The 21,532-nt window shown below is 74.9% G+C and carries 20 protein-coding genes and 1 pseudogene; 9 read left to right on the top strand and 12 right to left on the bottom strand.

Going from position 1 to position 21,532, the window contains the following annotated elements; translation table 11 throughout:
• The first annotated feature begins 5 nt into the window (after positions 1–5).
• Together AC07DA_RS02735 and AC07DA_RS02730 are read left to right on the top strand one after the other, a co-directional pair.
• Positions 6–584 (top strand): DUF4865 family protein, encoded by a 579-nt coding sequence (locus AC07DA_RS02735; protein ID WP_479123931.1) that lies wholly within the window; start codon positions 6–8, stop codon positions 582–584.
• Entirely contained in the window at positions 581–1,492 is a 912-nt protein-coding gene (locus tag AC07DA_RS02730) for a phosphotriesterase family protein (RefSeq protein WP_479123929.1), read from the top strand. Before AC07DA_RS02735 ends, AC07DA_RS02730 begins: the two co-directional genes overlap by 4 nt.
• 3 nt (positions 1,493–1,495) lie before the next feature.
• Here AC07DA_RS02730 and AC07DA_RS02725 read toward each other — a convergent pair whose 3' ends face one another.
• From AC07DA_RS02725 to AC07DA_RS02710, 4 genes are read right to left on the bottom strand one after another with little or no spacing between them, the layout of a single operon-like run.
• Complete coding sequence (locus AC07DA_RS02725; RefSeq protein ID WP_479123927.1) at positions 1,496–1,918, bottom strand: PPOX class F420-dependent oxidoreductase; 423 nt, start codon at positions 1,916–1,918, stop codon at positions 1,496–1,498.
• Positions 1,919–1,951: 33 nt separating this feature from the next.
• Positions 1,952–3,097 carry an NAD(P)-dependent oxidoreductase gene (locus AC07DA_RS02720; RefSeq protein ID WP_479123925.1) on the bottom strand — a complete coding sequence of 382 codons (1,146 nt, stop codon included), beginning with the start codon at positions 3,095–3,097 and terminating at the stop codon, positions 1,952–1,954.
• On the bottom strand, positions 3,001–4,245 hold the full coding sequence (locus AC07DA_RS02715; RefSeq protein ID WP_479123923.1) for an ROK family protein: 1,245 nt from the start codon (positions 4,243–4,245) through the stop codon (positions 3,001–3,003). Before AC07DA_RS02715 ends, AC07DA_RS02720 begins: the two co-directional genes overlap by 97 nt.
• A 36-nt stretch (positions 4,246–4,281) precedes the next feature.
• On the bottom strand, positions 4,282–4,923 hold the full coding sequence (locus tag AC07DA_RS02710) for an alpha-ketoglutarate-dependent dioxygenase AlkB family protein (RefSeq protein ID WP_479123921.1): 642 nt from the start codon (positions 4,921–4,923) through the stop codon (positions 4,282–4,284).
• Between the two features lie 56 nt (positions 4,924–4,979).
• On the opposite strand from AC07DA_RS02710, the gene AC07DA_RS02705 reads away from it, so the two are divergent.
• Entirely contained in the window at positions 4,980–6,122 is a 1,143-nt protein-coding gene (locus tag AC07DA_RS02705) for a methyltransferase (RefSeq protein WP_479123919.1), read from the top strand.
• On the opposite strand, the gene AC07DA_RS02700 is transcribed toward AC07DA_RS02705, so the two are convergent.
• Positions 6,112–6,972 carry a class II fructose-bisphosphate aldolase gene (locus AC07DA_RS02700; protein WP_479123917.1) on the bottom strand — a complete coding sequence of 287 codons (861 nt, stop codon included), beginning with the start codon at positions 6,970–6,972 and terminating at the stop codon, positions 6,112–6,114. The genes AC07DA_RS02705 and AC07DA_RS02700 overlap by 11 nt on opposite strands.
• Positions 6,973–6,985: 13 nt before the next feature.
• Entirely contained in the window at positions 6,986–7,867 is an 882-nt protein-coding gene (locus tag AC07DA_RS02695; protein WP_479123915.1) for an SIS domain-containing protein, read from the bottom strand.
• 154 nt (positions 7,868–8,021) lie between these two features.
• Between AC07DA_RS02695 and AC07DA_RS02690 the strand changes: the two genes are divergently transcribed.
• Together AC07DA_RS02690 and AC07DA_RS02685 are read left to right on the top strand one after the other, a co-directional pair.
• Complete coding sequence (locus AC07DA_RS02690) at positions 8,022–8,801, top strand: DeoR/GlpR family DNA-binding transcription regulator (RefSeq protein WP_479123913.1); 780 nt, start codon at positions 8,022–8,024, stop codon at positions 8,799–8,801.
• Between the two features lie 65 nt (positions 8,802–8,866).
• Positions 8,867–10,702 carry a glycoside hydrolase family 15 protein gene (locus tag AC07DA_RS02685; RefSeq protein ID WP_479123911.1) on the top strand — a complete coding sequence of 612 codons (1,836 nt, stop codon included), beginning with the start codon at positions 8,867–8,869 and terminating at the stop codon, positions 10,700–10,702.
• A 3-nt stretch (positions 10,703–10,705) separates the two neighbouring features.
• Here the strand turns inward: AC07DA_RS02685 and AC07DA_RS02680 are convergent, their stop codons facing one another.
• Entirely contained in the window at positions 10,706–11,665 is a 960-nt protein-coding gene (locus AC07DA_RS02680; protein ID WP_479123909.1) for a hypothetical protein, read from the bottom strand.
• 187 nt (positions 11,666–11,852) lie between these two features.
• Between AC07DA_RS02680 and AC07DA_RS02675 the strand changes: the two genes are divergently transcribed.
• Together AC07DA_RS02675 and AC07DA_RS02670 are read left to right on the top strand one after the other, a co-directional pair.
• Positions 11,853–12,065 (top strand): heavy-metal-associated domain-containing protein, encoded by a 213-nt coding sequence (locus AC07DA_RS02675; protein ID WP_479123907.1) that lies wholly within the window; start codon positions 11,853–11,855, stop codon positions 12,063–12,065.
• 3 nt (positions 12,066–12,068) lie between these two features.
• Positions 12,069–14,317: pseudogene (locus AC07DA_RS02670) on the top strand (heavy metal translocating P-type ATPase).
• Positions 14,318–14,329: 12 nt separating this feature from the next.
• On the opposite strand, the gene AC07DA_RS02665 reads toward AC07DA_RS02670, so the two are convergent.
• On the bottom strand, positions 14,330–14,986 hold the full coding sequence (locus AC07DA_RS02665) for a class I SAM-dependent methyltransferase (protein WP_479123905.1): 657 nt from the start codon (positions 14,984–14,986) through the stop codon (positions 14,330–14,332).
• A 251-nt stretch (positions 14,987–15,237) separates the two neighbouring features.
• Between AC07DA_RS02665 and AC07DA_RS02660 the strand changes: the two genes are divergently transcribed.
• Positions 15,238–15,939, top strand: a complete 702-nt coding sequence (locus tag AC07DA_RS02660; protein ID WP_479123903.1) for a phosphatase PAP2 family protein — start codon at positions 15,238–15,240, stop codon at positions 15,937–15,939.
• Between the two features lie 87 nt (positions 15,940–16,026).
• On the opposite strand, the gene AC07DA_RS02655 is transcribed toward AC07DA_RS02660, so the two are convergent.
• From AC07DA_RS02655 to AC07DA_RS02640, 4 genes are all read right to left on the bottom strand, one after another.
• Positions 16,027–16,479, bottom strand: coding sequence for a phospholipase (locus AC07DA_RS02655; protein ID WP_479123901.1), 453 nt, complete (start codon positions 16,477–16,479; stop codon positions 16,027–16,029).
• Between the two features lie 202 nt (positions 16,480–16,681).
• Positions 16,682–17,443: a cupin domain-containing protein gene (locus AC07DA_RS02650; protein ID WP_479123899.1), complete on the bottom strand. Its 762-nt coding sequence runs from the start codon at positions 17,441–17,443 to the stop codon at positions 16,682–16,684.
• Positions 17,437–18,363 carry a DUF6807 domain-containing protein gene (locus tag AC07DA_RS02645; RefSeq protein ID WP_479123897.1) on the bottom strand — a complete coding sequence of 309 codons (927 nt, stop codon included), beginning with the start codon at positions 18,361–18,363 and terminating at the stop codon, positions 17,437–17,439. Before AC07DA_RS02645 ends, AC07DA_RS02650 begins: the two co-directional genes overlap by 7 nt.
• On the bottom strand, positions 18,360–19,484 hold the full coding sequence (locus tag AC07DA_RS02640) for a Gfo/Idh/MocA family protein (RefSeq protein WP_479123895.1): 1,125 nt from the start codon (positions 19,482–19,484) through the stop codon (positions 18,360–18,362). The genes AC07DA_RS02645 and AC07DA_RS02640 overlap by 4 nt, the downstream gene beginning before the upstream one ends.
• A 364-nt stretch (positions 19,485–19,848) precedes the next feature.
• Between AC07DA_RS02640 and AC07DA_RS02635 the strand changes: the two genes are divergently transcribed.
• The gene (locus tag AC07DA_RS02635; RefSeq protein WP_479123893.1) at positions 19,849–21,378 is read left to right on the top strand and encodes an alpha/beta hydrolase; all 1,530 of its coding nucleotides are present in this window, start codon (positions 19,849–19,851) and stop codon (positions 21,376–21,378) included.
• Positions 21,379–21,532: the final 154 nt, after the last annotated feature.

Here is a 21,532-nt window from a genome sequence, read left to right as displayed (position 1 = left end):
CTTCGATGCACGCCCTGCAGTACGAGATCGCCCTGCCCGCCGACTACGACATGGGCGTCATCCGCGACCGGGTGGCCCGCCGGGGCCATCTGCTCGACGACTTCGACGGGCTCGGCCTCAAGGCCTATCTCGTGCGCGAGCGCGGCCTGCGCGGCTCCCCGGTCAACGCCTACGCGCCGTTCTACCTCTGGAACACCGTCGAGGGCATGAACGCCTTCCTGTGGGGCGGCGGGTTCCAGGGCATCGCCGACGACTTCGGACGGCCGTCCGCGCGGCAGTGGACCGGTCTCGCGTACGAGGAAGGGGGCGGCGGCCGGCCGGGGTTCGCGCTCCGGGAGCGCCACCGCGTCCCGGAGCGCGGGCGGTTGGCGGACACGGCGCAGGAGGCGGCCGCCGGCGCCGGGCGGCTGGCGGCACGGGACGGGGCCGTGCTCGCCGCGGTCGCCGTCGACACGAGCCGCTGGGAGCTGGTGACGTTCTCCCTCTGGGACCGCGAGCCGTCCGACGCCGAGGGGGACGTCTACGAGGTGCTGCACCTGTCGGCGCCGGGCCGGGACCGGATACGCCGGGGACGCCGGTGGTGAGCGCGGTCCGCACGGTGCTGGGCGACGTCCGCCCCACGGACCTGGGCGTGTGCGACGCCCACGACCACCTGTTCTTCGGCAGCCCCCTGCTGCCCGGCCAGGAACTGCGCGGCGTGCCGGCGGCACGGGCGGAGCTGACGGCGTTCCGGGAGCTGGGCGGCGGGGCCGTGGTGCAGTGGACGCCGTACGGGCTCGGGCGGCGGGCGGCGGATCTGCCGCCGCTGTCCCGGGAGACCGGCGTGCACGTCGTGGCCGCGACCGGGCTGCACCAGGCCGCGCACTACGACGACGGCGTCCTGGCCCGGCTGCGCGGCCGGCTCACCGACGTCTTCGTCTCCGAACTCACCGAAGGGATCGGGACGTCGGGGGTGCGGGCCGGGCTCGTGAAGGTCGCGGGCGGTTTCCACGCCCTGGACGCGCACGCCCGGTGGACCCTGTCGGCGGCGGCCGAGGCCCATCACGCCACGGGTGCGCCGATCGCCGTGCACCTGGAGCTGGGCACCGGCGGCCTCGACGTCCTGGACGTGCTGTGCGGGCAGTCGGGGGTGCCGCCGCACCGGGTGGTGCTCGGGCACCTGAACCGCTCCCCCGACCTCGTGACGCACCGGCAGGCCGCCGAATCCGGCTGCTACCTGGCGTTCGACGGCCCGTCCCGGGCGCACCACGCCACGGACTGGCGGATGCCGGACGCCGTACGGGCGCTGGCCGACGCCGGGTTCGGCGACCGGCTGCTGCTGGGCGCGGACACCACCACGGCCGCCGCCCGCTCGGTGAACGGCGGGCCGGGGATGCCGTACCTGCTGCGCCGGGTGCGGCCCCGCCTCGTCCAGGCCGTGGGCGAGGAGCTGGTGCGGCGGATCCTGACGGAGAACCCGGGCCGGGCCTTCGCGGCCGAGTGGCGGCCTTGACGCTCAGGTGGATGCCTGGTCGCTGTCCTTCATCGCGCCCCAGCCGTGCCAGCGGTCGACCTCGACCCAGGCGCTGACGCGGGCCCGGGCCCGCTCCGGGTAGGGCTCGCCGGTGTAGTGCCGGGCGAGCGTGTCGATGTCGGCCAGGCCCTCGTCGTCGTACATCTCGCTGACGCGGCCGATGAGGGTGACGTGGGTGTACCAGTCGTCGTCGGCGAGGACGGTGAGGGTCACGCGCGGGTCGCGGCGCAGGTGCTTCAGGCGGACGCGGCCGGCGTCGAGGTTGATCAGCACCCGCCCGCCCTTCCACAGGTACCAGGTGGCGGTGGAGACCGGTGCCCCGTCGGAGCGCAGCGTGGCCATGACGCACGGGTTCGGACGGCTCAGCAGGGCCTCGGCCTCGGGCGGCAGCGGCGGCTTGGACACGGTGGGACCTCCAGGGTTTCTGTGGGCGGGTGTTCAGGCGGACGGCTCGTCGTCGAAGCTGGCGAAGTAGGCGGCGGCCATGTCCTCCTCGCCGTGGCCGAGGGCGGCGGCGCGCTCCATGCGGGCGGCGGCGGCCTCGGCCACGTCCAGGCGGACGCCGTGGTCCGCGCCCGCCCGGACGATCAGGCGGGCGTCCTTGGCCGCGGTGCTCACCGCGAACTGGGGCGGGGTGAGCCGGTCGCCGAGGACCAGGTCGGACTTGGCCCGCAGATAGCCCATGTCGAGCGGGCCGCCCGCGACGACGCCGAGGAAGCCGGCCGGGTCCACGCCGAGGGCCTTCGCCAGGGCGAGCGACTCCCCGGCGGCGGCCGTGACGGCGAGGACCCAGCTGTTGGCGACCAGCTTCAGCCGGGTGGCCGTGGCCGCGGCCCCGTCCTCGCCGGTCCACACGGTGCGCGCGCCGACGGCGTCGAAGACCGGCGTCACCCTGTCCCTGCCCTCGGCGGGCCCGGCGGCGAGCACGGTCAGCTTCCCGGCCTCGGCGGGCTGCCGGGTGCCCAGCACGGGGGCGTCGTAGAAGACCAGGCCGTGCTCGCGGGCGAAGGCGGCCAGCGCGGCGACGTCGTCGAGGCCGGCGGTGGTGGACTGCACCCACGCGGTGCCGGGGCGCAGGGCGGGGGCGGCCGCGCGCAGGGTGTCCAGGGCGGCGGGACCGTCGTGCAGCACGGTCAGGACCACGTCGGCGCCCCGGACCGCCTCGGCGGGCGTGCCGGCGATGTGGGCGCCCTCGGCGGCGAGCGGTTCGGCCTTGGCCCGGGTGCGGTTCCAGGCGCGGACGGCGTGCCCGGCCCGGGCGAGGCTGCGGGCCATCGCGGCGCCCATGATGCCGGTGCCCAGGACGCTCACGGTGAGCTGGTCGGTCATTGCGTCAACTTCCTCGGTGGTGCGGTGCGGCCTGCTGTGTGCCCACCAGCCTGCCCGCTCGGCTGCTCGCCTTCCCGGAAAGCCGCGGGGCCAAGCCTGGTGCCGGTGGGATCGGGCGCCCGGTGCGCCGTGCGGTCCGGCCGCCGGATGACGCCGGGTCAGGGACGCCCCGTCAGGGCACCCAGCGGGTCGTCCAGGACCGGCTGCCAGGCCAGTTCCGCCGCGCCGACCAGGCTGTTGTGGTCGAGGGTGCACGCCAGGATGGGGACGCCGCCGCTCTGCCCCCACAGGCTGCGGTCGGCGACGACCGCGCGCAGACGGGCCGGGTCGGCGTCCAGGAGCGTGCGGTGCAGGCCGCCGAGGATGATGCGGTCCGGGTTGAGGATGTTGACCAGGCCGGCGAGTCCGAGGCCGAGCCGGTCGATGAGGGCCTCGGCGGCGGCGCGCACGGCCGGGTCGTCGTAGTGGTGGCGGACCAGGTCGATGGACTGCTGGAGCAGGGACACCTCGGGGCCCGGCTCGCGTCCCGCCTCGGTGAGGAAGGCCAGCGGGTCGGTCTCCACGTCGAGGCAGCCGCGGCTGCCGCAGTGGCAGGGGCGGCCCTCGGGGTGCACGGTGAGGTGGCCGACCTCCAGCGCGAGACCCGAACTGCCCCGGTGCAGGCGGCCGTCGAGGACGAGCGCGCCGCCGACGCCCCGGTGGCCGGTGGCCACGCACAGCAGGTCGCGGGAGCCGCGCCCGGCGCCGTGCCGGTGCTCGGCGAGCGCCGCCAGGTTGACGTCGTTCGCGGCGAAGGCGGGTCCCTCGATCCCGGCGGCGCGCACCTGCTCGGCGAAGATGTCCCGCACGGGCGCGCCCGCGGGCCAGGCCAGGTGCAGGGGGTTGAGGGCCAGGCCCTCGGGTTCGGCGACGGCGGACGGCACGGCCAGGCCCGCGCCGACGCATCGGCGTCCGGTCTCACGCAGCAGTTCGGCGCCCGCCGTGACCACGGAGGCGAGCACCTTCGCCGGGTCGGCGTCGACGGTCTCGCAGCCGGGCGCGGTGGCGACGATCCGCCCGCCCAGCCCGACCAGCGCCGCCCGGAACCCGTCGGCGTGGACCTGCGCGGCGAGGGCGACGGGCCCGTCCTCGGCGACGGCCAGCCGGTGCGAGGGCCGGCCCTGTGAGCCGGCCGCCGCTCCGGGCCGGGCGTCGACCCGGATCAGCCCGAGCGCCTCCAGCTCGGCGGCGACCGCGCCGGCCGTCGCCCGGGTCACGCCGAGTTCGGCGGTGAGCACGGCCCGGGTGGGTGCGCGTCCGGTGTGGACGAGCTCCAGCGCGGGTCCGAGGGCTCCGCGCCCCCGGTCCAGCCGCGTCCTCGAGGTGCTCCCGTCCCCCGGCCGGGGGTCCGCCTTCCCGCTCATGAGGGCGAGTCTGTCATGATCCGCCGGAGCGGCGGCCTACAGGCCGCTGACCCGGAGCGTGATGTTGAGCCGTCCGGTCAGGCCGAGCCCGGGCGGTGCCGTGCCCGCGTGCACCCGGGGCACCCCGTGGTGCGCGAGCCGGGACGGGCCGCCGAAGACGAACAGGTCGCCGCTGCGCAGTTCGACGTCGGTCCACGGCCGGGTGCGGGTCTCGGTGTTGCCGAAGCGGAAGACGCAGCTGTCGCCGAGGCTCAGCGACACCACCGGCGCGGGCGACTTCTCGTCGCTGTCGCGGTGCATGCCCATCCGGGCGTCGGCTCCGTAGAAGTTGATCAGCGCGATGTCGTAGGCGGGTGCCGGCCCGCCGAGGGTGTCGCGGACCGCCCGGCGGCCCAGGTCGCCGAGCCAGTCCGGGAAGGGCTTGACCGGGGCGCCGTCGCCGTCGGTGACCGTGCGGGCGTAGCCGTAGGGGTACCAGTGCCGGCCCAGGCACACCTGCCGGGCGGTCATGGTGCCGCCACCGGGCGTGCGGACGGTGCGCAGCCCGGCGGGTGGCCGGGCCCAGGCGCGGCAGGCGTCGAGCAGGGCGCGCTGTTCCCCGGCGTCCAGCCAGTCCGGCGCGTGCACCGCGCCGGGCGCGACCTCGGTGAGGGCTCTGGGGAACAGCTCGCCGTCCATGCCCTCCATCCTGCCCGACCGGGGCTGAGCTGCGGCTCGGCTAGCCTGGTCGCACGATGAACGACCGTATGACGACGCCGTGGGGCGCGTTCGCGCCGACCCGTTTCCCCGAGGACCCGCGCGACCGGCTGCGCGCCTGGGACGCCTCCGACGAGTACCTGCTGCGGCACCTGGCCGCGCGGGAGGTCCCGCTGTCGGGCACGGTCGTGGTGGTCGGGGACCGCTGGGGCGCGCTGGTCACGGCGCTCGCGGCGCACCGGCCGGTGCAGATCACCGACTCGTACCTGACGCAGGAGGCGACGCGCGCGAACCTGGCGCGGGCCGGGGCGGAGCCGGAAGCGGTCCGGTTGCTCACCACCCAGGATCCGCCGCCGGAGCGGATCGACGTGCTGCTGGTGCGGGTGCCGAAGAGCCTGGCGCTGCTGGAGGACCAGTTGCTGCGGCTGGCCCCGGCCGTGCACGCGGGGACGGTGGTCGTGGGCACCGGGATGGTGAAGGAGATCCACACCTCGACGCTCCGGCTGTTCGAGCGGATCCTCGGCCCGACCCGCACCTCCCTGGCCGAGAGGAAGGCCCGGCTGATCTTCTGCACGCCCGACGCGGGGCGGGAGCGGCCGGCCAGCCCGTGGCCGTACGTCTACACGCTTCCGGAGGGCATCGGCGCCGCCTCGGGGCGCACGGTGGTCAATCACGCGGGTGTCTTCTGCGCGGACCGGCTCGACATCGGCACCCGGTTCTTCCTGGGGCACCTGCCGGAGAGCCGGGGCGGCCGGGTGGTGGACCTGGGGTGCGGCAACGGCGTCGTGGGGACGGCGGTGGCGCTGGCCGACCCGGACGCCGAGGTGCTGTTCGTCGACGAGTCGTTCCAGGCCGTGGCCTCCGCGGAGGCCACGTACCGGGCCAACGGGCTGTCGGGGCGGGCCGGGTTCCGGGTGGGCGACGGGCTGGCGGGGGTGCCGTCCGGCAGTGTCAACCTGGTCCTCAACAACCCGCCGTTCCACTCCCACCAGGCGACGACCGACGCCACGGCCCGGCGGATGTTCGCCGGGGCGCGGCGCGCCCTGCGGCCCGGCGGGGAGCTGTGGGTGATCGGCAACCGGCACCTGGGCTACCACGTGACGCTGCGCAGGCTCTTCGGCAACAGCGGGGTCGTCGCGAGCGACCCGAAGTTCGTGGTGCTGAAGGCCGTCAAGCGGTAGGCGCGCCGAGCGTGCGCAGGGTCCGGGCCACCGCCCGGGTCATCGCCTCGCGGGCGACCGTGAGGTAGCCGCGCGGGTCGACCGCCTCCGGGCGGTCGGCGAGGAAGTCGCGGATCGCGCCGGTCAGCGCGATGTTCAGGGCCGTGCCGACGTTGACCTTGGTGATGCCGCCCGCGACCGCGGCCGTGAGTTCGCCGTCCGGGACACCGGAGGAGCCGTGCAGCACCAGCGGGACGTCCAGGGCGGCCGACAGGCGCTTGAGGAGCGCGTGGTCGAGGGCCGCGGTGCGGGTGGTCATGGCGTGGGCGCTGCCGACGGCGACGGCCAGGGCGTCCACGCCCGAGTCGGCGACGAAGGCACGGGCCTCCTCGGGGTCGGTACGGGCGCCCGGGGCGTGGGCGTCCAGCGGCGGTCTGCCGTTCTTGCCCCCGATCTGACCCAGCTCGGCCTCGATCCACAGGCCGTGGGCGTGCGCCCAGTCGACCGCCGCCCGGGTCGCGGCGAGGTTCTCCTCGTAGGGCAGGCGGGCCGCATCGTACATCACGGAGCTGAAACCGGCGTCCACGGCCTGGTACAGCAGGGCGTCGCTCTGCACGTGGTCGAGGTGGAGGGCGACGGGCACGTCGGCGTCCTCGGCGGCCGCGGCGGCGGCCCGGGCGAGCGGCAGCAACCGTCCGCCGCGGAACCGGACCGCGTTCTCGCTGACCTGGAGGACCACGGGGGCCCGGGCGGACTCGGCGCCCGCGACGACGGCCTCGACGTGCTCCAGCGTGATGATGTTGAACGAGGCGACGGCGGAGCGGGCCGCGGCGGCCCGGGTGACGAGTTCGCCGGTGGTGGTGAGGGGCACGGGGTCTCCCGGGTCAGGGCGCGAGGATCACCGAGCGCGTGAGGTGGCGGGGGCGGTCGGGGTCGAGCCCGCGGGACGTCGCGACGGTGACCGCGAGGCGCTGGGCGCGGACGAGTTCGGCGAGCGGGTCCAGGCCGCCCGCGACCCACGACGCCCCGGTGGCGCGGACCTGCTCGGCGAGTCCGTCCGGCGCGTCCCCGAGCATCCAGGTCGCCGTGCCCGCGGTGCTGACGCTGATCGGGCCGTGCCGGTACTCCATCGCCGGGTACGCCTCCGCCCAGGCCAGGGCGGCCTCGCGCATCTTCAGCCCGGCCTCGTTCGCCAGGCCGACGGTCCAGCCGCGCCCGAGGAACGTGAACTGACCGCAGTCCGCGAGCCCTTCGGGCAGGGGCTGCGCCAGGGCGGTGCGCGCGTCGGTGACGGCGGTCCCGGGGTGGAGGCCGAGGTGGGCGCGCAGGAGGGTGAGGGCGGTGGTGGCGAACCGGGTCTGGACGACGGACCGTTCGTCCGCGTAGGCGAGGACGGCGAGCTCGTCGGCGGCCGTCCGCACGGGCGTGTCCGGATCGGCGGTGATCGCGGTCGTCCGGGTGCGGCCCTTCAGCCGGCCGAGCAGGTCGAGGACCTCGGTCGTGGTGCCGGAGCGGGTGAGGGCGACGACGCGGTCGTAGGTGCGGCCGTGCGGGAACTCCGAGGCGGCGAACGCGTCGGTCTCGCCCTGGCCCGCGCCCTCGCGCAGGGCGGCGGCCGCCTGGGCCATGAAGTACGAGGTGCCGCAGCCGACGATCGCCACGCGCTCGCCCGGTGCCGGCAGTACCCGCGCGTGGTCCGCCGCCTGTGCGGCGGCCCGGGCCCAGCACTCGGGCTGACTGCTCAGCTCGTCCTCGACATGTGCCATGCCGCACCTCCGCGCCGATGGGACGCGCCCGCCGTGCCTCGCGCGGCCGCTGTGATCGTTGTTGCAAGATATAGCCACCTTTCGCGCATCATCAAGCATGCGGGAGGATCCGCTGCGTTAAGGTCGCCCGGAGATCGAGGACCTGGAGGTGCGGATGTCGCGCGACGCCCGCTGGAAGGCGCTGCTGGAACTGCTCGTGGAGCGCGGCCGGCTGGACGTCGAGGACGCGGCCGGGGAGCTCGGGGTGTCGGCGGCGACGATCCGCCGTGACTTCGACCGGCTGGCCGAGCAGCAGATGCTGGTGCGCACCCGGGGCGGCGCGGTGGTGCACGGGGTGTCGTACGAGCTGCCGCTGCGCTACAAGACGGCCCGGCACGCCTCGCGGAAGCAGCGCATCGCCAAGGCCGTCGCGGACCTGGTGGGGCCGGGGGAGGCGGTCGGGCTGACCGGTGGCACGACCACCACGGAGGTGGCGCGGGCCCTGGCCGTGCGCGGGGACCTGGCGTCGGGCTCGCCCGCGCTGACCGTGGTGACGAACGCGCTGAACATCGCGAGCGAGCTGGTGGTGCGACCGCAGTTCAAGATCGTGCTGACCGGCGGGGTCGCGCGGGGCCAGTCCTACGAGCTGGTCGGGCCGCTGGCGGACGGGGTGCTCGGGCAGATCACCGTCGACGTGGCGGTGCTCGGCGTCGTCGCCTTCGACGTCAGGCACGGGGCCGCGGCGCACGACGAGGCGGAGGCGGCGGTCAACCGGCTGCTGTGCGAGCGGGCGGAGCGGGTGGTCGTGGCCGCCGACTCCAGCAAGCTGGGACAGCGGGCCTTCGCCCGGATCTGCGCGGCTGAGGCGGTGGACACGCTGGTGACGGACACGGCGGCGGCCCCGGAGACGGTACGGGCGTTCGAGGAGGCCGGGCTGCGGGTCCTCACGGTGTGACGGGGGCGCCGGGCCGCGGGTCGTCCTAGGCTGGGGCTGGGGCGCGCACCCGGCAGGAGGCTGTCATGGGCGGAACGACGGAGGGTCCGGGCGTGCCGGGCGGGCGCCGGTACGTGCCGATCGCGGAGCACGGGCTGATCGGCGATCTGCGCAGCGTGGCCCTGGTGGGGACCGACGGCACGATCGACTGGTACTGCTGCCCGGCCTTCGACGCGCCCAGTGTCTTCGCCGCGATCCTGGACGCCGAGCGCGGTGGCTGCTTCGAGCTGGCGGCGGCCGTGCCGGCCCGCACGAAGCAGTTCTACTTTCCCGACACGAACGTGCTGATCACCCGGTTCTTCACCGAGGACGGCGTCGGCGAGGTGCAGGACTTCATGCCGGTCGACGGCGCGTCGGCCGAGGCCGAGCGGCACCGGCTGATCCGGCGGGTGGTGTGCGTGCGCGGTTCGGTCCCCTTCCGTACGCGCGTGGCTCCGCGGTTCGGGTACGGCACCCGGTCGCACACCGTCCGGCTGACCGGCGAGGTGGCGGTCTTCCAGGCCGAGGGGCTGTCGCTGGCGCTGACCGCGACCGTTGCGCTGGAGACGGACGGGCCGGACGTGCGCGGGGAGTTCAAGCTGTCCGAGGGCGAGTCGGCGGTGTTCGCGCTGGACAAGGTCGGCGGCGACGTGGCGCCCCGCCGGTGTGCGCGCGCGGAGGCCGAGGAGCAGTTCGCGGCGACCGTGGCGTACTGGCGGCGCTGGCTGTCCGCCTCCCGGTACAAGGGCCGCTGGCGGGAGATGGTGCACCGTTCGGCCCTGACGCTGAAGCTCCTCACCTACGCGCCCACGGGGGCGATCGTCGCGGCGCCCACGACGAGCCTGCCCGAACGGCTCGGCGGCGAACGCAACTGGGACTACCGGTACGTGTGGGTGCGTGACGCGGCCTTCTGCGTCTACGCCCTGCTCAGGCTGGGCTTCACCGGCGAGGCCGAGGCGTTCATGCGGTTCGTGAGCCGGCACGTCAGCCCCGGGGACGGCAAGCACTCCGGACCGCTGCAGATCATGTACGGCATCGACGGGCGCACCGAGCTGCCCGAACGGGAGCTGGACCATCTGGAGGGCCACCACGGCTCGGCGCCGGTCCGGATCGGCAACGCGGCGGCCGACCAGCTCCAGCTCGACATCTACGGCGCGCTGATCGACTCGATCTACCTCTACGACAAGTGGGCCCAGCCCGTCTCCAGCGGCCAGTGGGACGACGTGTGCGCCCTGGTGGACTGGGTGTGCGCGCACTGGGACCAGCCCGACGAGGGCATCTGGGAGACCCGCGGCGGGCGCAGGAACTTCCTGTACTCGCGGCTGATGTGCTGGGTGGCGATCGAGCGGGCCGTCCGGATGGCCCACCGGCGCGGACTGCCCGCCGACCTGCCCCGCTGGCGGGAGTGCCGCGACACGATCTACCGGCGGATCATGAGCCGCGGCTGGTCCGAGCAGCGCCGGGCCTTCGTGCAGCACGAGGACGGCGACGTGCTGGACGCGGCCGTGCTGATGATGCCGCTGACGAAGTTCATCGCCCCGACCGACCCGAAGTGGCTGTCGACGCTGGACGCCCTGACCGAGGAGCTGGTGTCCGACTCGCTCGTCTACCGCTACGATCCGCGCTCCAGCCCCGACGGGCTGCACGGCGACGAGGGCACGTTCTCCATCTGCTCGTTCTGGTACGTCGAGGCGATGGTGCACGCCGGCCGGATCGACGAGGCGCGCCTGGCCTTCGAGAAGATGCTGACGTACGCCAACCATCTCGGCCTGTACGCCGAGGAGATCAGCCACACCGGGGAGCAGGAGGGCAACTTCCCGCAGGCGTTCACGCACCTGGCGCTCATCAGCGCGGCCTTCCACCTGGACCGGGCCCTCGGCTGAGGCTCAGTGCCCGTGGCCGTCGTCCGCGTGCCCCTCGGGCGTGGCGGAACCGGCCGCCGCCGCACCGGCCCGGACGGTGAAGGCCGCCGTGTGGACCGTGCCCTCGTGCCGGAAGTCGAGGAAGAGGCGGTAGGAGCCGGCGCTGGGCGCCGTGGCCGTGAAGGAGAGGTCCGGGCCCGGCCTGGTGGTGCCGTCGCCGGGTTCGCCGTTCGGGTGGACGTGCAGGTAGGCGAGGTCACCGGAGCGCAGGGCGACCAGGTGGCCGTAGGCGCCGAGGTAGGGCTGGAGGTTGGTGACGGGCTTGCCGTCGCGGGAGACCTTCAGCTTCAGCTCGCTCGCCTTGCCGGGGTGCAGGGCGCCGGCCAGTTCGACTGCGTAGCCGTTGGTCTCGGCCCTGGTGTCCGGGGCGGGCAGCTCCTTCGGCCGGTACGGGCCGGAGGCGGCGAGGTCCGCGCCGAGGGTGAGGTTCCCGGCCCCCCGCTTCGCCGGGGTGAAGTCGGCGAAGACGCGGTAGCCGCCCGCGTGGGGCAGGTCGACGGGGACGCTCCAGGTGCCGTCGGCGGCGCGGGTGGGGTGCAGGTGGCGGTAGGTGAGCAGGTCGCGTGAGGCCACGATGAGGTGGAGTTCCTTGTCGTGCTCGCGCCGGTAGGCGGTGACGGCCCGGCCCTCGGCGTCCCGGACCGTGAAGCGCAGCTCGGTTCGCTGCCCCGCGGTGACCCGCGGTGTGGCGAGGTCGAGGGTGTATCCGCCCTCGGAGATCTGCAGCCCGCCGGCCGGGGGCGTGTCGTGGCCCGCGTGCCCGTCGGCCCGCGCCGGGCGGGGCGTGGGCGGGGTGTGGCCGTCCTGGTGCGTCGGCGGGTCGTCGGCGACCACGGGGCCGACACCCTGGCCGACCCCGTAGGCGGTGCCGAACGTGGCGGCCAGGGCGGCGGCGAAGGCGGTGATCTTCAGTCCGGTGTTCATGACCTTCGGCTCCTTGAGATACCGGGCTTCCCGCGGCATGCGGGGCCTCATGGCAGCTCACCATACCCCTGGGGGGTACATAGTCAAGTCGGCTCGACACTTGCGCCACATACCCCCAGGGGGTATACAGGGAAGCAGCGGGGAATACCCCCGCCCCGTATTCAGCCCCACGTTGGAGGAGACACCGATGCCCGCCACCACCTACGCCGTCGCCGGGATGTCCTGCGGTCACTGCAAGGCGACGCTCACCAAGGCCATCGGAGAGCTGGACGGCGTCAGCGGGGTCGAGGTCGACCTCGGCACCGGACACGTCACCGTCGCCAGTGCCGCCGAGCCCGACGACACCGTGATCGCCGAGGTCGTCGACGAGGCCGGCTACGAGCTCACCGGGAGGGTCTGAGCCATGCCCACCGGCACGACCGGCAGCGCCACCGAGGTGGAACTCGCCATCGGCGGCATGACCTGCGCCTCCTGCGCGGCGCGCGTCGAGAAGAAGCTCAACCGCATGGAGGGGGTCACGGCCACCGTCAACTACGCCACCGAGAAGGCGAAGGTCCGCTACTCCGGTGACGTGTCCGTCGGCGACCTGATCGCCACGGTCGAGGCGACCGGGTACACGGCCCAGGAGCCCGCGCCCGCCGAGGCAGCACCGGGCGCACCGGCCGCCGCACCCGACGAACTCGGGCCGCTGCGCGAGCGGTTGATCACGGCGGTGGTCCTGGCGGTGCCCGTCGTGGCCATGGCCATGATCCCGGCCCTGCAGTTCGAGTACTGGCAGTGGCTGTCGCTCACCCTGGCCGCGCCCGTCGTCACGTACGCGGCGTGGCCCTTCCACAAGGCGGCCTTCGTCAACGCCCGGCACGGCGCGGCCACCATGGACACGCTGATCTCGGTGGGCACGTCGGCCGCGTTCCTGTGGTCGCTGTGGGCGCTGTTCCTCGCACGGCGGGGACCCCGGGCATGACCCACCCCTTCGAGCTGACCATCGAGCGCACGGACGGGGCGGGCAACATCTACCTGGAGGCCGCCGCGGGCGTCACCGCCTTCATCCTGGCGGGGCGGTACTTCGAGGCACGGGCGAAGCGCAGGGCGGGGGCGGCGCTGCGGGCGCTGCTGGAACTGGGGGCGAAGGTCGTCACCGTGCTGCGCGACGGTGGCCGCGAACAGACCGTGCCGGTGAGCGCGTTGCGGGTTGGGGACCGGTTCCTGGTCCGGCCCGGGGAGAAGATCGCCACCGACGGGACGGTCGTCGAGGGGTCGTCGGCGGTGGACGCGTCGATGCTCACCGGCGAGTCCGTGCCCGTGGAGGTGGGCACCGGGGACCCCGTCACGGGCGCCACGGTCAACGTCGGCGGGCGGCTGGTCGTGCGCGCCACGCGCGTCGGGGCCGACACGCAACTGGCCCGCATGGCCCGGCTGGTGGAGGACGCGCAGAACGGCAAGGCCGCCGCGCAGCGGCTCGCGGACCGGATCTCGGCCGTGTTCGTGCCGGTCGTCATCGCCCTGGCGCTGGGCACGCTGGGCTTCTGGCTCGGCAACGGCGCCGGGCTGACGGCCGCCTTCACCGCCGCGGTCGCCGTCCTGGTCATCGCCTGCCCGTGTGCCCTGGGCCTCGCCACACCGACCGCGTTGATGGTCGGCACCGGGCGGGGCGCCCAGCTGGGCATCCTCATCAAGGGCCCGGAGGTGCTGGAGTCCACCCGCCGCGTGGACACCGTCGTCCTCGACAAGACCGGCACCGTCACCACCGGCCGCATGACCCTGCTGGCCGTGCACACCGCCGAGGGCACCGACGAGGCCGAGGTGCTGCGGCTGGCCGGGGCGCTGGAGCACTCCTCCGAGCACCCGGTCGCCCGGGCCGTCGCCGACGGGGCGCTGCAGAAGCTCGGCGCGCTGCCCACGCCCGAGGACTTCGCCAACGTCCCCGGACTGGGCGTCCAGGGCGTCGTCGAGGGCCACGCGGTACTGGTGGGACGGGAACGGCTGCTGGCCGACTGGGCGATCGAGCTGCCGGACGGCCTGGCGCGGGCACGGGCGGCGGCCGAGGACGCCGGGCGCACGGCGGTCACCGTCGCCTGGGACGGTGCGCCGCGGGCGGTGCTGGAGGTCGCCGACGCGGTGAAGGAGACGAGTGCGGAGGCCGTCCGGCGGCTGCGCGCACTGGGGCTCACGCCCCTGCTGCTGACCGGTGACAACCGGGCCGTCGCCGAGTCCGTCGCCCGCGAGGTGGGCATCGAGGAGGTCATCGCCGAGGTGCTCCCCGAGGACAAGGTGGAGGTCGTCAGGAAGCTGCAGGAGCAGGGCCGTTCGGTCGCCATGGTCGGCGACGGGGTCAACGACGCGGCGGCCCTCGCCCAGGCCGACCTCGGGCTCGCGATGGGCACGGGAACGGACGCCGCGATCGAGGCCGGCGACCTGACCCTGGTCCGGGGCGACCTGCGGGCCGCGGCGGACGCCATCCGGCTCGCCCGCCGCACCCTCGGCACCATCCGCTCCAACCTCTTCTGGGCCTTCGCCTACAACGTGGCGGCCCTGCCGCTGGCGGCGGCCGGCCTGCTCACCCCGATGATCGCCGGGGCGGCCATGGCCTTCTCCTCGGTGTTCGTGGTCGGCAACTCGCTGCGGTTGCGCGCCTTCCGCGCCACGGACTGACGCGGGCACCGGTCAACGGCGGTGCCACACCAGCGTGTAGCGCCAGAACAGGCGGCGGCGCAGGCGCGCGCCGGGCAGCACGGCGCGCGCCTCACGGGCGATCTCGGGGAACGTCATCTCCGCCGGCCTGGCCGGGGCGGACAGGGAGACGGGGCGCGGCACCCGGCGGCCCCGGTTCCGCAGCAGCGCCATGACGATGTTGAGCGGAACCGACGCGAGGCCCAGCAGGTGGTCGACGGGCGTCCGGGCCCGGTACAGACCGACGACCACCAGGGTGCCGCCGGGGGCCAGCCGGTCGCGGAAGGCCTCCAGCGCCTCGGTGAACGGCAGGTGGTGGAGCGCGGCGACGCAGGTGACGACGTCGTAGGACCGGTCGGGAAGCCCGGCCGGCGCGTCGGACACCGTGTACGTCACCGGCGCCGTGGCGGGGGTCAGCTCCCGGGCCCGGGCCGTGATCGCCGGGTCGGCGTCGATCCCGTGCACGTGTCCGGCACGGCGGGCCAGCAGCCGGGCGAGGTCGCCGCTGCCGCACCCCACGTCCAGGGCGCTGCCCACCCGGGCGGGGAGGTGCCGCAGGATCCAGGGGTGGAAGCGGGCGTTGTGGTCCCACGGGCGGGCCGCGTGGAAACGGTCGAGCGCGCGCAGGACCCGGTGGAGCGGGGAGGTCATGCCCCCAGTTCAGCAGAGGGGCGGGGGTGCCCGCCCCGCCGGTCGGCGGCCCGGACCCGGCCCTGCTGCCGCGCCGTCGGCGGCGGGACGGCGGATCCGAGCGGCCCGGGATCGCGCGGGGGCGTGGCCCGGCCCGCCGGATGACCCGTCGCCGCCTGGGCACCCGTGAGGTACCGGCGCGCGGGGGCGCCGAGCGTGCGCCCGGCGTGAGCCGGTACCGTGCTGGGAAGCCACTGCGGGGAGAACGACACATGACCGATCCGACGACGTCACACGAGAACGCCCTCCGTCCGCTTCCGGGGGCCGGCGAACCCTCGGGCGGTCCCGGTCGGCTCCTGGGCGCCGTCATGGGTGATCTCAGGGCCGTGGACGGCGCCCTGTACGCGGCGGTGGCCGCCACCCCGACGCCCACCCTCGACCGGACGCTGCGCCATCTGTCCCACGCGGCCGACCACTCGAAGATCTCGTTCGCCATCGCCGCCGCGCTGGCCCTCGCCGGGAAGCGGCCGCGCAAGGCCGCGCTCGCCGGGGTCGGCGCGATCGCGGTGGCGTCGGCCTCGGCCAACCTGCTCGGCAAGCGCCTGGTGCGCCGCGCCCGCCCGGACCGCGAGGCCGCCCGGGTGACGGTGGACCGGCACGTCCCGATGCCGACGTCGGCCTCCTTCCCGTCCGGGCACACCGCGTCGGCCGTCGCGTTCGCCACCGCGGTCGGTGTCGTCCTGCCCCCCGCGGCGGTCCCGCTCGGGGCGCTGGCGAGCGCCGTCGGCTACTCCCGAGTCCACACGGGCGTGCACTATCCGGGTGACGTGGCGGCGGGCGCCGTCCTCGGCATCGCGAGCGCCGCCGCGGCCCTGGCGGCGGCAGCGGCCACGCCGTCCGCCCGCACCCAGGCCCTCCTCGCGGCGGCCCGCTCCTGGCCGCGCGTGCGCATCCCGGGCCTGGTGCGCGACTGAGCGGGGGAACGCACCGGGCACCTGACGCGACGGGGAGGCCGGGCACGCGGCCACCGCCGCGTGCCCGGCCTCCCCGTGTGCCGGCGGTCAGCCGAAGGCGCGCACGGCCTGGTAGTACGTCCAGGCCGTGCCGTCGCAGGAGGCCTTGGTGCCTCCGCTGTAGGTGTTGCACACCCTCTTGAGGTCCTCGTAGAAGGCGCTGTCGATACGGGACTTGTTGGCGTTGAAGGTGCCCGCGGCCTTGTAGTTGCGGTAGCCGAAGTCGTGCCGGGCACAGGACATCGAGAAGGGGAAGCCGAACGGGTTGTCCGGCGAGGAGGAGCAGTAGTCGGTCGACCAGTCGAAGGCGTACGCCGACCAGGCGCCCTGGTTGGCACGGGCGGCGGCCCAGGCGTTGTAGCTCGACGCGCTGGTCTGCGTCCAGCTCGCGAGCACCTGCGGCTTGTCGGCGGGAGCGGCACTGGCGGTCGTGGCGGTGGCGGCGACGGTGACGAGGGCCAGGGTCGATGCGGCAAGACCCGTGGCGAGGCTTCGGTGCATCCCAGACCTCCATGAGGCTGCGGCCCGCCCATCGGGCCGCAGGTTCATGACAAGATGATGACCGCCTGTCCAGGGTGCTCACACCCGTTGTCCCCCAAGAGCCCCTGAATTCTGGGCTGTTCAAGGAGAACGGCAGCGGACCTGCGGACGTCGACGGCGGTGATGCGAGAGCCAGTGGGTTCCTCTCGGACCCCCTCCGCCGTCACTCCGCCCGGTAGGGCAGCGTGGTGCCGGGCAGCGCGTACTCGTCGCGGCGGCCGCACATGCCGAAGCCGCCGAGCCGGGTGGGCGCGGCCTCGTGGGCGGTGGCCCCGGCGAGGTAGGCGGGGTCGCCGTCGGCCAGCGCGTCGAGCTGTGCGCCGGTGCGTTCGGCGGTGGCCAGGGCGCCCGCCCGCCACAGGGCGCGCCAAATGGGCACCTTGTCGCGCACGAGCCGGGCGGCGGCCCGCTGGAACTCCCGGTACGGGCCGTCGTCCCCGGCGACCAGGGCCTCGCGCAGGCCCAGGTAGCCCTCGACGGCGAGGTCCCTGCGGCGCCGGGCGGCCGCCTCGGTCCGCGGTCCCGTGCCGGGCGGCAGGCCGGCGGCGGCCGCGTACGCGTCGGGGTCGGCGAGCACCTCGGGCGGGAAGGTGAAGACCGCGTCCCCGGCCTCGGGCAGGCCGCTGTTCTGCATCAGTACGGTGATGCGCAGATCGCCGCCCTGCACCATGCGGTGCACGGTGCCCGGGGTGAACCAGGCGATCGAGCCGGCTCGCAGGGGGATGTCCCGGTAGCCGTCGGGGCTCAGTGTCTGCACCGCGCCCCGGCCGCCGGTCACGACGTACGCCTCCGTGCACACCAGGTGCAGGTGCGGGCTGCCGCCGCACACCCCGTCGGCGGCCTCCCAGTCGTAGGCGCTGAGGTGGGACAACCCGACCGCGCCGGGCAGCGGGTGCGGCAGGCCCGGCTCCGGCTCGCTCACCACGGCAGGCGTGCCAGGTGGGCGCCGACCCGGTCGCGGTCCCAGGCGCCGTCGGCGACCACCAGCCGGTAGCGGTAGGCGAAGGACTCGCCCGGCGGCAGCTCGAACTCCTCGAAGAACGCCCAGGAGAAGGCGACCGTCGGGAAGGGCTCGGAGCGCACGAACCAGTGCGACTCGTGGATCGCGGACGAGCCGTCCAGGTTCTCGGGCGCGTGCGCGAAGACGAGGGTGGAGTGGCCGTCGACGTCGTCGTGCTCGGTCGTGAACGCCAGCCACGGGCCCTGGCTGCCCATCAGCTTGCCCGCGTCGGCGCCGCTGTCCGGCGCGAAGACCGTGCCGCCGGTGAAGTCGCGCGGTCCGCGCCACTGCAGTCCCGTGTAGCCGGCCATCTCGCGGCCCGCGGTGGTCGGCGAGCCGAAGGCCAGGGGTTCGGAGCGGGTGTTGGTGAGGCGGATCGACCAGTCGAGGACCCAGGCGCCGGCCTCCTCGTCCACCGAGTGGACGGTCAGGCCGCGCACCTCGCGGGCCCACTCCTCACCGCCGTTCTCGATCCAGGTGAGGTCCTCGGTGAGGGTGAGCCGGTCGTCCTCGACCGTGAACCGCGGGAAGCCGTCGTGCCGCATGGAGCCGACCCGCTCGGGCAGGCGCAGGTAACCCTCGCCGTGCACGTAGCAGTTGCCGCCCCAGAAGTTCTGGCCGGACAGATGGCTCGCGGTCATCTGCAGACCCTTGTGCCAGCGGTGGTCGCTGGGGCGGTAGCCGGTCACCGTGCGCCCGGAGAGGGTGCGCACGGGGTGGGCGTACGGTTTGGGGGCCTCGAACGGGTCGGGGTCGGGGCGGTAGACGTAGCGGAGGATCTCCGTGCCGTTCGCCGCGGTGACGGCGATGTCCTCGCCGTGCGTGTGGGTGACGCGGATGGTCATGCGCGCTCCTTGGGGGCCCAGTCGGGGTACTCGCCGTGCATGGCCTCGTAGAAGGGGTCGCCGGGGCCGATCTCCCCCGCGTGCACGGACCGGCCGGTGAACGCCGCCTTGTACAGGGCCGCGGCGAACTCCAGGGTGGCGCGGGCGTCCGGGCCGCTGCCCGGCGGCCGGACGCCGGCGTCGTAGGCGTCGAGGAGTGCGCCGAGCTGGGCCGTGTGCGAGCTGGGCACGTCGTGCGCGGGGGTGCGCCAGGCGGCGGCGCGTTCGGGGGCGACGTGCGGGGCCGGGGTGTAGACCCAGCTGTCGTTGGTGTGGCCGTACAGGTGGGTGAGCTCGACCGTGGCGTCCGCGCAGTCGACGCGGATGCGGCTCACCTCGTCCGGGGACAGCACGCTGTTGACGACGGTGGCGAGGGCGCCGCTGCGGAAGCGCACGAGGGCGGTGGAGACGTCCTCGCTCTCGGTGTCGTGGACCAGGCGCGCGGCCATGGCCCGGATCTCGTCCCACTCGCCGAGCAGGTGCAGCATCAGGTCGTACTGGTGGATGCCGTGGCCCATGGTCGGGCCGCCGCCCTCGCCGGCCCATGTCCCGCGCCAGGGCACCGCGTAGTAGGCGGCGTCGCGGTGCCAGGTCGTCTGGCAGTGGGCGACCAGCGGGGCGCCCAGCTCTCCGCCGGCGATCAGCTCCCGGGCGTGCACGGCGCCGGAGCCGTAGCGGTGCTGGAAGACGACGGCCGCGTAGGCGCCGGAGGCCTCCTCGGCGGCGGCGATGTCGTCGTAGTCGGCGAGGGACAGGGTGAGCGGCTTCTCGCACAGCACCCAGGCGCCCGCCTTGAGCGCGGCCACCGTCTGGTCCCGGTGCAGGGAGGGCGGGGTGCCGATGAGGACGAGGTCGGGGCGTTCGGCGTCCAGCATCGCGTCGACCGAGGCGTACCCGGCGACCCGCTCGCCGGCCCGTTCGCGGAACGCGTCGAGGCGCTCCTGGTCCACGTCGACGGCGGCCACCAGTTCCACCCGGTGGGAGTGGGCCCGCAGCGCGGGCAGATGGCTGCCGGAGACGATGGCTCCGGTGCCGACGACGGCCACGCGGCGGCGGGTGGGGGACCCTGGGGACACGGACATGCGGCGCTCCTCGGACGGCCGGCGGACACACGCTTGGAAAGCGCTTGCACTCGGAAGGGACCCTAGGCGCGAGAGAATGTCTGGACAACCCCCCTGCACCGACCACCCCTCCGTGCGCCGGCGCATTCTCCCAGCTTGGGGCGGAGTTTCCGGTTGTTGCCCAGGCCACGGAAACGGCGTTCCCCCGCTCCGGCGCTGGGGAGGACCCCACCACGAACCGGCTGCCGGCCGGAGTGTCCGCGGGGCGCCCCGCCCCTAGCGTTCTGTCGCACCGCACCCCTTCGCGGCCCGCCCGCGCCCGGCCGTCGAGGGACATCGGCGACAGAGAGGACACCCACCCGTGTTACCCCGCTTCCCGGGAACCGTGAGACGAGCCGCCCTCGCCCTGACGGCCACCGCGCTGGCCGTGACGGCACTGCCCGCGGCAGCGGCCGGGGCGGGCACCGCCCCCGGCCCACTGGCCCGCTACCACCAGCAGCGCCTCGTCTGGAAGAGCTGCGTGCTCGCCCCCGACGACACCACCGGGAAGGAGCTGGCACAGGCCGGCGCCCGCTGCGCCGACGTGACCGTGCCGCTGGACTACTCCGACCCCGGCGGCCGTACGATCACCGTCGCCGTCTCCCGGATCCGCGCCACCGACACCGGCCGCCGCGTCGGCGCGCTGCTGCTCAACGGCGGCGGTCCGGGCGGGCGGACACTCGGCGACCCGCCGTGGGTGCGCACGGCGATGAAGGACGTCGGCGCACGCTACGACGTCGTGGGGGTGGACCCCCGCTTCGTGGGCCGCAGCACCCCGCTGGACTGCCGCTGGCCGACCGGCTCCGCCTTCCGCTCGGCGGGTGAGGACCGGGCCGGCTTCGCGCGCATGACCGCGTTCGCGCGGGACCTCGCCGAGCGCTGCCGGACCCACGCCGGCGACCTGCTCCCCCATGCCACCACCCGCAACGCCGCACGCGACATGGACGTCGTCCGGGCCGCGCTCGGCGAGCGCCGCATCTCCTACCTGGGCTACTCCTACGGCAGTTACCTGGGCGAGGTGTACGCCACCCTGTTCCCCGGCCGCACCGCCCGCGTCGTCCTGGACGGCGTGATCGACCCGGAGCGCTACGGCCCCCGGCTGCTGCTGGGCGCCGAGCGGACCAACCGCCGGGCGCTGGAGGGCTGGGCCGCCTGGGCCGCCGCCCGTGACCCGGCCTACGGGCTGGGCCGGACGCGCGGCGAGGTGCTGGCGACCGTCGACCGGGTGCGCCGGGCCGCCGCCCGTTCCCCGCTGCGGCTCGGCGACCACCGCGTGGACCAGCACGTGCTGCCCCTGGTCGTCTTCAACGGCCTGTCGCAGCACCGGGACGCGCCCTACGGCGACCTCGCGCGGGGCGTGCGGGACATGCTGCGGGCGGCTCAGGGGCAGCGGGTCACGCCGTCCCCCTGGCTCGCCGGGGTGCTCGACTTCGTGCTCACCGGCAGCGACTCGGCGTACGGCAGCGTGCAGACGGCCGTCCTGTGCGGTGACGGTGCCGCTCCCCGCGACCCGGAGGTCTACTGGCGGGACGTCCAGCGCACCCGCGCGGGTGACCCGCTGTTCGCGCCCGTGACGCACAACCTCAACCCGTGCGCCTTCTGGGACGAGCCGCGCGAACGCCCCACCGCGGTCCGCGACGACCTGCCCGCGCTGCTCGTCAACGCCACCGGCGACCCGCGCACCGGCTACGACGGCGCCCGGACCGTGCGCTCGCGGTGGCCCTCGTCGCGCCTGATCACCCTGCGCGGCGCGGACCAGCACGCGGTGTACGGCGTGTACGGGGTGCCGTGTGTCGACGACGCGGTCAACGCGTACCTGGCCACCGGGCGGCTGCCGGAGCGGGACATGGACTGCCGGGCGTCTTCGCACAGCTAGGTGTGCTGTCCCGGGACGTTGGTGACACGCGTGCTGGGTGCTTGAACGGGTGAGGGCCTCCTTCTGGGTTCGGTGTGGATTGCGACATCTACGCCCAACCGCAGGAGGCCCTCGTGTCCCACCGTAACGCCCCGCTGACTCCGACCGGACGGCT

Source organism: Streptomyces sp. NPDC044921 (assembly GCF_056432865.1).
Note: the sequence above shows the minus strand (reverse complement) of the source record. Positions and strands in the feature narration are given on the sequence as shown.

What these genes read in the sequence shown, in the direction of transcription:
- AC07DA_RS02680 (WP_479123909.1), bottom strand. Translation starts at nt 11,665, where the DNA reads ATGAACACCGGACTGAAGATCACCGCCTTCGCCGCCGCCCTGGCCGCC.
- AC07DA_RS02660 (WP_479123903.1), top strand. Translation starts at nt 15,238, where the DNA reads ATGACCGATCCGACGACGTCACACGAGAACGCCCTCCGTCCGCTTCCG.
- AC07DA_RS02715 (WP_479123923.1), bottom strand. Translation starts at nt 4,245, where the DNA reads ATGAGCGGGAAGGCGGACCCCCGGCCGGGGGACGGGAGCACCTCGAGG.
- AC07DA_RS02640 (WP_479123895.1), bottom strand. Translation starts at nt 19,484, where the DNA reads ATGTCCGTGTCCCCAGGGTCCCCCACCCGCCGCCGCGTGGCCGTCGTC.
- AC07DA_RS02655 (WP_479123901.1), bottom strand. Translation starts at nt 16,479, where the DNA reads ATGCACCGAAGCCTCGCCACGGGTCTTGCCGCATCGACCCTGGCCCTC.
- AC07DA_RS02690 (WP_479123913.1), top strand. Translation starts at nt 8,022, where the DNA reads ATGTCGCGCGACGCCCGCTGGAAGGCGCTGCTGGAACTGCTCGTGGAG.
- AC07DA_RS02675 (WP_479123907.1), top strand. Translation starts at nt 11,853, where the DNA reads ATGCCCGCCACCACCTACGCCGTCGCCGGGATGTCCTGCGGTCACTGC.
- AC07DA_RS02695 (WP_479123915.1), bottom strand. Translation starts at nt 7,867, where the DNA reads ATGGCACATGTCGAGGACGAGCTGAGCAGTCAGCCCGAGTGCTGGGCC.
- AC07DA_RS02645 (WP_479123897.1), bottom strand. Translation starts at nt 18,363, where the DNA reads ATGACCATCCGCGTCACCCACACGCACGGCGAGGACATCGCCGTCACC.
- AC07DA_RS02705 (WP_479123919.1), top strand. Translation starts at nt 4,980, where the DNA reads ATGAACGACCGTATGACGACGCCGTGGGGCGCGTTCGCGCCGACCCGT.
- AC07DA_RS02710 (WP_479123921.1), bottom strand. Translation starts at nt 4,923, where the DNA reads ATGGACGGCGAGCTGTTCCCCAGAGCCCTCACCGAGGTCGCGCCCGGC.
- AC07DA_RS02665 (WP_479123905.1), bottom strand. Translation starts at nt 14,986, where the DNA reads ATGACCTCCCCGCTCCACCGGGTCCTGCGCGCGCTCGACCGTTTCCAC.
- AC07DA_RS02685 (WP_479123911.1), top strand. Translation starts at nt 8,867, where the DNA reads ATGGGCGGAACGACGGAGGGTCCGGGCGTGCCGGGCGGGCGCCGGTAC.
- AC07DA_RS02735 (WP_479123931.1), top strand. Translation starts at nt 6, where the DNA reads ATGCACGCCCTGCAGTACGAGATCGCCCTGCCCGCCGACTACGACATG.